7 protein-coding genes and 2 pseudogenes are annotated in these 8,414 nt (G+C 53.4%); 4 read left to right on the top strand and 5 right to left on the bottom strand.

All coding sequences use genetic code 11. From position 1 onward, the window contains the following. Positions 1–551: ABC transporter permease (locus tag Q1B15_RS04930; protein WP_299751006.1), on the top strand; the 551-nt coding region annotated here is incomplete at its 5' end. Between the two features lie 129 nt (positions 552–680). Next, positions 681–1,302, top strand: a pseudogene (locus tag Q1B15_RS04925) (IS6 family transposase). Between the two features lie 346 nt (positions 1,303–1,648). On the opposite strand, the gene Q1B15_RS04920 reads toward Q1B15_RS04925, so the two are convergent. The 3 genes from Q1B15_RS04920 to Q1B15_RS04910 form a co-directional block, all read right to left on the bottom strand. Then, complete coding sequence (locus Q1B15_RS04920; protein ID WP_299751003.1) at positions 1,649–2,269, bottom strand: GNAT family N-acetyltransferase; 621 nt, start codon at positions 2,267–2,269, stop codon at positions 1,649–1,651. Positions 2,270–2,286: 17 nt separating this feature from the next. After that, positions 2,287–2,865, bottom strand: coding sequence for a GNAT family N-acetyltransferase (locus tag Q1B15_RS04915; RefSeq protein WP_299751000.1), 579 nt, complete (start codon positions 2,863–2,865; stop codon positions 2,287–2,289). 419 nt (positions 2,866–3,284) lie between these two features. Continuing rightward, positions 3,285–4,481 carry an NADH:flavin oxidoreductase/NADH oxidase family protein gene (locus tag Q1B15_RS04910; RefSeq protein WP_299750997.1) on the bottom strand — a complete coding sequence of 399 codons (1,197 nt, stop codon included), beginning with the start codon at positions 4,479–4,481 and terminating at the stop codon, positions 3,285–3,287. Positions 4,482–4,732: 251 nt separating this feature from the next. Between Q1B15_RS04910 and Q1B15_RS04905 the strand changes: the two genes are divergently transcribed. Next, positions 4,733–5,896, top strand: coding sequence for an iron-containing alcohol dehydrogenase (locus Q1B15_RS04905; RefSeq protein ID WP_299750994.1), 1,164 nt, complete (start codon positions 4,733–4,735; stop codon positions 5,894–5,896). A gap of 366 nt (positions 5,897–6,262) precedes the next feature. On the opposite strand, the gene Q1B15_RS04900 is transcribed toward Q1B15_RS04905, so the two are convergent. Further along, entirely contained in the window at positions 6,263–7,789 is a 1,527-nt protein-coding gene (locus tag Q1B15_RS04900) for a winged helix-turn-helix domain-containing protein (RefSeq protein ID WP_299750991.1), read from the bottom strand. Positions 7,790–7,938: 149 nt separating this feature from the next. Here Q1B15_RS04900 and Q1B15_RS04895 point away from each other — a divergent pair, with 149 nt between their 5' ends. Beyond that, positions 7,939–8,124 carry a hypothetical protein gene (locus Q1B15_RS04895; RefSeq protein ID WP_299750988.1) on the top strand — a complete coding sequence of 62 codons (186 nt, stop codon included), beginning with the start codon at positions 7,939–7,941 and terminating at the stop codon, positions 8,122–8,124. Positions 8,125–8,268: 144 nt separating this feature from the next. Here Q1B15_RS04895 and Q1B15_RS04890 read toward each other — a convergent pair. After that, a pseudogene (locus Q1B15_RS04890) lies at positions 8,269–8,414 on the bottom strand (IS6 family transposase); the annotation flags it as partial.

The raw sequence follows: 8,414 nt of genomic DNA, 5'->3' as shown, positions 1-8,414 counted from the left end.
CTCTGGTTTATTCACAGGGGCAGCCGATCGTACTCGGTAAGGTAGGCGCGGCGCTCACTGAATTTGGATCGGGTCGTTTTCTGAATGTGCCTAAGCCAGTCTGGTTGATGATCGCGATTTTAATCGTTGCTGGAATAGTTTTGAATTACACAAAGTACGGTCGTATCATTAAGGCTATTGGCTCAAATGAAGAGGCCGTGCGTCTGTCTGGAATTAATGTCCCGCGCTATGTCGCATCAGTTTATGTCATTTCTGGAATGCTCGCTGCGACAGCAGGCATTATTGCCGCAAGTCGGACCGGCATTGGCTCTTCGCAAGTAGGCGTTGGAGCGGAATTGAACGTCATCGCGGCAGTTGTGATTGGCGGAGCAAGTCTGATGGGCGGCCGCGGAGGCGTTATTAATACTTTGATTGGTGCTCTCATTCTGGGGGTTATGACAAACTTGATGAACCTCGCAGGTGTTCCTGGATACCACCAACAGGTTTGGATGGGCATTATTATCGCGGTGGCAATGCTGCTCCATTTTGGAGTCACAAGAGTCAAGAACTGACTGTGATGCACCGCTGGCGGCATACAGATCAATAAGGAACAGCCAGCTGCCGCTCGCCGCTCCTTTTCTGCTCCAGTCTAAAGGGCATCGTCAACTTGCGGGGCCTGTTCTGAAATCGTACCGAACGACATGACAAGAGCCAAACATTCCGGCGCCTTCAAAGGCCACCGTTTCCCGCCTGAGGTCATTGCATATGCGGTCTGGTCCTATTTTCGGTTTCCCTTGAGCCTACGCGATGTCGAGGATCTACTTGCGGCGCGCGGAATCATCGTGAGCTATGAGACGATCTTGAAGTGGGTTGGCAAATTTGGTAAAAAGTGTGCCGCTTCCATCCGGCGGGACCGGCCTGCGCCATCTGATAAATGGCACCTTTATGACGTGGTCATTCCTATCCGCGGGCGCAAATTCTGGCTTTGGCGCGCGATCGACAGCAATGGCCCCTCTTGTCTTATGAATTGAGCAGTTCTTGTGCGAAGCTGGAATAGCTGCCCGGCACGGCATCGACCACCGCAGGCATAAGGGCTTAAACAACAGATCTGAAGGCTCGCATCGACCGACGCGGCGCCGAGAAAAGATCATGGCCCGCTTCAATTCGCCCGGCCAAGCACAGCTCTCTTTGTCTGTCCACGATCAAGTCCAAACCGTATTTCGCCCTCGTCGCCACAAACTATCCGCCCCTGCCCATCGACACTCTCGCTCAGATGCTCACAGCATTTGGGACGACATCACGTGTGAGGTGAAGGCCGCTTGACCAGGGGTGCGGGGCTCCTTTTCGGCAAGAGCCGATAAGTTGACGATGCCCCATTATGACCGAGCCCATATCGATCCAACCGCCGCCGGTTCCCGCCAAAATTGGCGTGGCGGGCACCGGCTCAATCTTCGCAGATCGATGGGAAAAGCATAAGACAAGCCCAGAGCGGCCGGACTGAAATCGCGTCCTACGTTTGTGTAGCAAATCGACAGCGCCAATCGATCCAAGAGTTGCGCTGCAATGCAGCCAGAAAAGCCGCATTGATCGCGACCGCAGCGAGGTCCGAGGGGTCTATGACCGAGTTGCGGGACAAACCCGACCTCGCCAAGTGAAAGATCGCGCCTAACTAAATCCGAACTGGGGTTCGTCTCATGAGCCAGTATTTACTTTCGGTTACCGGCTCCAGAAATGAGCCTGCCGTCGTATACCCAAGACGCTCATAGAACGACATATTGCGCGGCGTGAATGTCTCTAAAAATGTCGAGACACCCGCGGAATCTGCCATCTCTAATATCGGTCTGATCAAGTCGCCGCCCAGTCCTTTGCCTTGGTACTCTGGCAGAATTCCAAGAATGGACAAATACCAATCCTCATCCGCGGTCAGCGGTTGCGCCGCATTTGACATAAACGCATTGATTTCTTCATAGGCCGCGAGACAACTATCCCCCATTTCCTGCTGGATCAGTTGCTTTTTCTGCCTCGCCTTGTCTTTCATCTCTTGCTCGCTGAGGGGGACAGACCATACGGACACTCCAAAAGGGTCATCGCCAGGTTCAACGATTTTTCCAAACTGATCGGCCTCATAGATTGAGTAGTCATAGTAACGCAGCATGGCCTCTTTGGATTTAGCCGGATCAGAAACTCGCTTTTCCAGAGTCATGTAAAACGGGTCACCTGCCAATGCCGGATAAAGCCCTTCAGAGTAACCGCGATACTTGCGTGCATGATTTGCGAAGTCGTTGGCCATAGGTTCCGTTCGCCCCATCAAAGCGATTTCAAGAGCAGAACCCAATGCTCGGTTTCAGTCTCCCAATCATCCTTGATACAAGGACGTGTTGCCATCTCCTCGTATCCGTGCCGCTCATAGAGTTGCCTAGCCCCAGAATTATTGCTGGCCACGATTACGCTCATGCGATTGACATTCTCGTCCTGTGCTATCTGTTCCGCCAAGCTCAGAAGGCGCGACCCATGTCCTTTGCCACGATACTCTGGGTAGCAGGCCAGTACGTTCACATACCAACTTTCGAGAGCCTTGTTCTCGAGCTCTTGTAGCGGGCGAAAAAGGCTTGGAAAGTCATCGCCGACTGGCTCTGGTTCTGCGCCAATTGTGTAGCCCGTCAGACTCGCAACCGCGCCGTTTCCGAAGTCCACCACTACGACCTGACCATCGCGCGCCTTTTCTGCCTGCCGCACACGACCAACGTCCCAAGGGTCTTGACCCTGTTGGGCAAGCCCACTCCAAACATGTAGTGGAAGGCCCTCGCCAGCGAAGTTGACGAGATCAGCCAATTCGTGAGCATCAGCTTCGTCAGCGACTCTAAATGGTTCCTGCAATGGGATCAATTTGAACTCCTAGGATATGGCTTGCCTCTCATAATATTACAAACCGACCATTCCTGTCCATTTGACCTCACTCCGATGAAGGCTTAGGCCAGAGCGGGATTGGCAAACTACCGAAGCTAAAAGTGCATCCAAGTTGTACAAAGCACGCACAAAAAGGTTCGCAATGGGCTCGAAGCGGCCATAAGCTGCGACTAGCGTGCACGTCGACTATGCGGAGAGGCTGTGTGAAAACTCGGGATTCCTCATGATTTCGCGCCGCTCGTTTTCGGGAGTTGCTAATTCGATGGTTCAGTTCGACCAGAGCGCGCCCAAATCTGGCAATTTTCGGCATTTGTAAAAGCTCTCGATAGTTTTCACACAGCCTCCGAAAGAAGCTGCCGTTCGTTGATCTCATTCGGATGTCCGCTTCAACGATTGGACTAACTCCCAAAATGCTCTGTCCAAGTCCTACGGCGCTGACGATCCCTTTCTTCGTAAACTTTGATCGCGTTGGGAAGATCAGCCGGTGAAAGGTCGCTTTCTCCATTGGCGATCCGCGTAATCTGCATCGTATACCAAGCAGTCACGCCACCTTCCGGCGGTCTATCGAAGCGCGGGAACTGAGGATCAGGCGCGCGACCTTTTTCCCATTTCTTTGGCAGGTCGGGATCGACGACAAGCGCACGCGCAAGACCGACAATATCAGCTTTTCCGTCTTTGATGGCCGCCTTTGCCTGTTTCAGTGTTTTAAATCCACCAGTGACCATGAGTGGTATTTTCGTCTTGGCCCGGGCGCGTTCGGCAAACTTGAGAAAATAGGGGCCAGAACCTGCGCGATCCGACGAGGATGGCGCGCCGGGAAAATACGTGCCGCCGCTTATGTCAATCAGGTCAACGTCTGTACTGTCGAGTGCGGCCACAACTGCCAGCGCTTCGTCTTCTTGGAAACCGCCTTCAAGTTGATCCGTAGCATTGAGCTTAAGTCCAACGGGAAAATGGGAACCAACGGCGCGGCGTACCCTGTCAACAGTCTCCAACAAAAGGCGCATTCTGTTATCCAGACTGCCGCCATAGGCATCTGCTCGATTGTTGAACAGCGGAGATAGAAACTGGCTGAGCAGGAAGCCATGTGCTGCGTGAATTTCGACCCCCCCAAACCCAAGCTCTCTTGCGAGGACTGCCGTGCGCGCAAACTCATACGGTAGATATTTGATCTCCGACATGGAAAGCGCGCCGCATGTCAGCCCCGGTAAATCAAGTGCGCTTGGCCCCATCCGGTTACTAATCGGCGCATCCGCCATTGCGCCCGCATGTCCTAGTTGCAGCCAAAGATTTGCATTTTTGATCGAGCCTGCGCGGGCCAGAGCCTTAAACGGTTCTGGATCGGAATGGGCATTGAGGACCAAGTTTCCGGGTTTCTCTGCGTAATTTGGAGTGCCCTGAACTTCACCGATGATCGACAAGGCCAATCCGCCTTCCGCCCACCGTTCATACAAACGAACTTGAGCATCAGTCGGCGCGCCACACCCATCGCCCAAGGAGTCTGACATTGCCGATTTTGCGATGCGGTTCTTGAGAACAACGCCACAAGGCAAAGTTAAAGGCTGAGACAGCACATTTGTGTTTGAAGCGTTCATTTCTGCAGCACCTTAACCATCCGACATTCTTAGAAAGTCGACATTCGTGCTCGGCGCAGGATTTGTCAAAGTGGGCTCAAAGCACTCATCCGCTTCAATCATTACGATGGCCCGCTAAGAAACTATAAAGACAAACAAGTCCTTCTTGCCAGAATGTCAGCGCGCAACACCCCGCGAAAGCAAGAAAATTGAGTTCTTGCCCTAATGGCTGTAGCCATATGAGACAGAAATTCGGGACAAGGAGTACGCGGATGAACGTCGATGCGATTGGAAGGGTGCAATCGCCGCGTATTATTCGGATCGGCGGCGGTGCCGCGCTGGAAGTTGCCGAGGTCTTACTTCAACTTGGCCTGTCGCGCCCGTTAATCGTAACAGACAGAAATCTGATAGCGCTAGGGCATGTCGTGACGGTCACCGATGTATTGGACAGTTCTGCCATTCATTGGCAGGTTTTTGATCAAGTCGTCGAGGATCCCACCGATAGCTGTGTGGACGCGGGCCTTGAAGCGCTGCGCAGTGGCGATTTTGACTGTATTATTGGGCTGGGCGGTGGCAGCCCAATGGACGCCGCCAAAGCAATCAGTTTCATGAGTGTCAATCCCGGCCACGTCCGAGACTACAAGGCACCTTGCCAAATTGATCGCTGTGGGCCGCCCCTAATCTTGATACCGACGACCGGGGGGACCGGATCGGAACTGACGCGCTGGTGCGTGATTACAGACACTGAGCAACCTGAGAAATACAATCTTTCTGGCCTTGCATGCGTCGCGACTGCCGCTTTGATCGACTGGACGTTCACAACGACCAAGCCACCGCGCATTACAGCAGACACCGCTGTCGATAGTATGACCCATGCGATTGAGGCCTACGTTAGCCGGAAAGCTTTTGCTTACACGGATGCATTCGCGCTTGCCGCTATGTCTTCCATAGCCAAACACGTTCGCACTGCCTGCAAAGACCCCGAAAATGAAGAAGCACGCGCCGCTCTGATGCTTGCCGCGTCACAAGCGGGCATGGCCTTTTCCAATGCCTCTGTCGCTTTGGTACATGGTATGAGCCGCCCAATTGGTGCGCATTTTCATGTGGCGCATGGTTTATCAAACGCAATGCTGTTGCCGGCAATCACAGAGTTTTCAATCGGGTCGTCACGGGAGCGGTATGCAACATGCGCGCGCGTCATGGGATGGGCTGACGACAGCGACACCGACGCCATAGCCTGTGACGACCTCGTTCAAGGGCTCAAATCTTTAAACGCAGACTTGAAAGTGCCCCGTGTCGGTGAATTAGGACACAACGCAACGCAAGAGATGTTCGAGTTGATGGCGGCACAGGCGCTTGCTTCCGGCTCGCCGCAAAACAATCCGCGCATTCCAACCGCAGAGGAAATTGTGCGACTTTACCATCAGGTCTGGTGAAGTCTCCGAGTTCCATGGACGGCTGACGTTTCGACGACAAAGCTGCACGGTAGGTTTGGGCTCGAACCGGACCGCTGCGACGCAGCATCCTCAGCTATGTGCGTCGCCCCATAAGCCGTTCAATAGCCCAAGATGTTGTAGTCATATCAAATGAATGAACCAAAACCGCGACTTTCGTTAATCTTAAGCTGCCGTTGTACGCACAGGTGCGGAATGACGGCACCGAGCCCATTTTACCGATTGCTGCGCGGACACCGAAAGTCTGCACTGCTCATATTGCAGCCATTGGCATCGGTATCGACGGATCAGTAAGTCATGCGCAATCGATAAAACTCGTTCAGATATTGTCATGAAACCGGTTGAATTCTACAGCCCCGCAAGCGCGAGATTATCGATGAAGTGCTTCAGGTCTTCCTCACGCGCGAACGGAATGAATTGGCGAGCATACTCTAGAGTATAATTGGGGTTGGCACGCCGTACCTCTTCGACCACAGATTTGGCGTCTTCAAGGCGACCAAGTGCAGCGTAGCAAGCTGCCGCGAGTGCAATTGCATTCCCGTTGCCTGGTTGTGACGTTCGAATTTTTTCCAGCGGAAGCAGTGCTTCTTCGTATCTGCGCAGGTTGAAAAGGGCGCGGCCATAATGCGCATTATAGAGATCGGGGTGACGTGGGTTCAGCCGCATCGCCTTTTCCAGTTCCTCGATCGCTTTTTCGGATTGCCCGGCGTAGGCAAGCGTAAACGCATAGAGACTGCGATAATGAGCATTGCCGGGATTGTCGGCTATGGCACGGCGTTGTTCCGCTAGCCCCCGCTCAATATCCTTGAGGCACATATAAACCCAGCCAAGTACGGCATATCCAAGCGGTTCACGTCCATCTGCGTTTACGGCTGCCAGCGCAAAGGTTCGTGCTTCTTTGATGACGCTCTTGGGGTCATCCCCCCAAGCGTTCAGAAACTCAGCAATAAGGGTCCATGCGACCAGAGCATGCGCGCGCGCCAGATCGGGGTCGATTGCAATTGCTTTTAGCGCCTCGTCTCGTGCACGTCGAACATCGTCTCGCCCGCCGCGATAATTGAATTCTGAAGCGCGCAGGAAATGATCATAGGCATTCACCTTATCCGAGGATTTGGCCAATGAGCGCCGGTAGGTGTCGCGCGTAATTTCCCCGACAAGCGTGTTAACGATCATAGATGAGATTTCGTCTTGCACCTCGAAAATATCTTCGATGTTCCGGTCGTATTTCTCGACCCACAGATTGGTCCCGGTCGTTGGGTCGAGAAGTTGCGCGGTTACACGAATTCGATTGCCGGACCGGCGCACGCCACCTTCAAGGATGTATTGAACGCCCAAGTCGTGCGCGACTTGGGTCAAGTCGGTTGAGGTGTCGCGAAAGACGAACGACGATTGACGCGCAATTACGAACAGCTCACGACATCGGGCAAGCTCAATAATGATATCGTCGGTTATCCCATCCGAAAAATAAGCTTGCTCGGTATCGCCAGATAGGTTGCGAAAGGGCAAAACTGCAATTGAAGGCTTCTCGGTCATTATCGAAACCGTGCCGGTATCTTGATCGTTGATTATGCCTTCGAACCGGAACCCTCGTCGTGGAATTGTCTTGATCAGCTTTTGCGTTTGACCGTTGTCCCCCAACGCAGCACGGGCGGCGTTAATCCGGGTTGATATGGCACTGTCCGATACGATCCTACCTGCCCACACGTGCTCGATTAGGTCATCGCGCGTGATGATCTTGCCGGGGTGCTCTGCCAAGTATGAAATCAGGTCCAACACCTGCGGTTCAAGCGGCACAACCTGGCCGCTCCGGCGCAGTTCGCCGCGCGCTATGTCGATCTGGAATTCATCGAATGAGATGACCGATATGTCTTCCATCTTTGAATGATGACCACGCGGCGGTGCGTTTCTCAAGGTAAATGAAGCCAATCTGGACGGTTTCTGGACAGCACCTGAAAGCGGAGCAGCAGCAGAAGTGGCACGTTCAACCCAAGGAACACATTCCTCGACACATCAGGAGAAACGAAATGAACCGCCAGGATGAAACCGCCTTCACCCGATTCACCGAGATTACAGAAGCGAAGCAAAATGAAGTTCGCAGAATGCAGACCGAAGTGACCCTTTCAATTTTTCGGGCAATCGTCGCGACGCTGCGCAGGGTGTTAAGAAGATCGCCGCACAGTGAAGGCGTTCAGGTTTTGGATCAAGCGTGACGGACTGACGTCCGGCTGTCGGATTGTGCAGTTTGCCGTCATTGGGGCAATTGCAGCGAAGGCTCACTTCGTCCGGCATCTGAGACATTGGACGGCGTTGACACGTTAACTTAAACGGACCGCCAAAGTGGAAAGTTCCTGCAATTACGCAGAAACGATTTCATTCCACGCCGCATATGCAGAGGCGCGCGTTTGACGAAGAGTTGGGCGGGAGATCAGATGACGTTACGAATTGAAATGGTTGTAGATGGCATCGTGGGCGGACAGAAATCGCTGCATTGATCCGGGGT

Source organism: uncultured Boseongicola sp., assembly GCF_937988555.1.
In the GTDB taxonomy this organism is placed as follows: Bacteria; Pseudomonadota; Alphaproteobacteria; order Rhodobacterales; family Rhodobacteraceae; genus Boseongicola.
This window is presented reverse-complemented; position numbering and strand designations above follow the sequence as displayed.